2 protein-coding genes are annotated in these 535 nt (G+C 67.9%); both read left to right on the forward strand.

Going from position 1 to position 535, the window contains the following annotated elements; all coding sequences use genetic code 11:
* Positions 1-315: HD domain-containing protein (locus tag ADL29_RS08250; protein ID WP_157878428.1), on the forward strand; the 315-nt coding region annotated here is incomplete at its 5' end.
* On the forward strand, positions 312-535 hold a 224-nt coding region (locus tag ADL29_RS44470; RefSeq protein ID WP_211274270.1), incomplete at its 3' end, for a hypothetical protein. The genes ADL29_RS08250 and ADL29_RS44470, both read left to right, overlap by 4 nt.

A 535-nucleotide genomic window follows, 5' to 3' on the forward strand; every position in this document is an offset into this window, starting at 1 on the left:
GAGATACAGACCGCCGGGCTGCCCGCCGACATCGCCGGTCCGATCAGGGACCTGATCGCCGAGTTCGAGGCGAAGGAGACGCCTGAGGCGCGGTGTGCCAAGGACGCCGACAAGATCGAGTGCCTGCTGCAGGCCCGCGAGTATCAGGCACAGGGCCATTCGCTGACCCAGCCGTGGATCGACACGATGGTCGCCGCGGTGAAGACCGACGCGGGGCGCCGGCTGGCCGAGGCCGCCGTACGGACGTCGGTGGATGCGTGGTGGCGAGAGATCGTGTCCTCGTACGGGGTGAAGCGGGGAGGTGCTGCCCGGTGAAACTGGAGCGCCGGAGAGGCCGGGTCTCGCAAGAGGCGGCGGTGTACTGGTGCTATGACCAAGCCCGCAACCTGCTCTATGCGGGCATGATGTTCAACCCAGGGTCCCGCCCTCCGGACCGACTTCGACGGGCCGAGTGGTGGCCGCTGGTCGATGAGCGGTACACCAAGGTGGTGTGGTACCCCACTCGATGGGACGCGCAGGTGGCCCTCAGCAACAC

Origin of the sequence: Streptomyces chattanoogensis (assembly GCF_001294335.1) — a bacterium.
Classification (GTDB): Bacteria; Actinomycetota; Actinomycetes; order Streptomycetales; family Streptomycetaceae; genus Streptomyces; species Streptomyces chattanoogensis.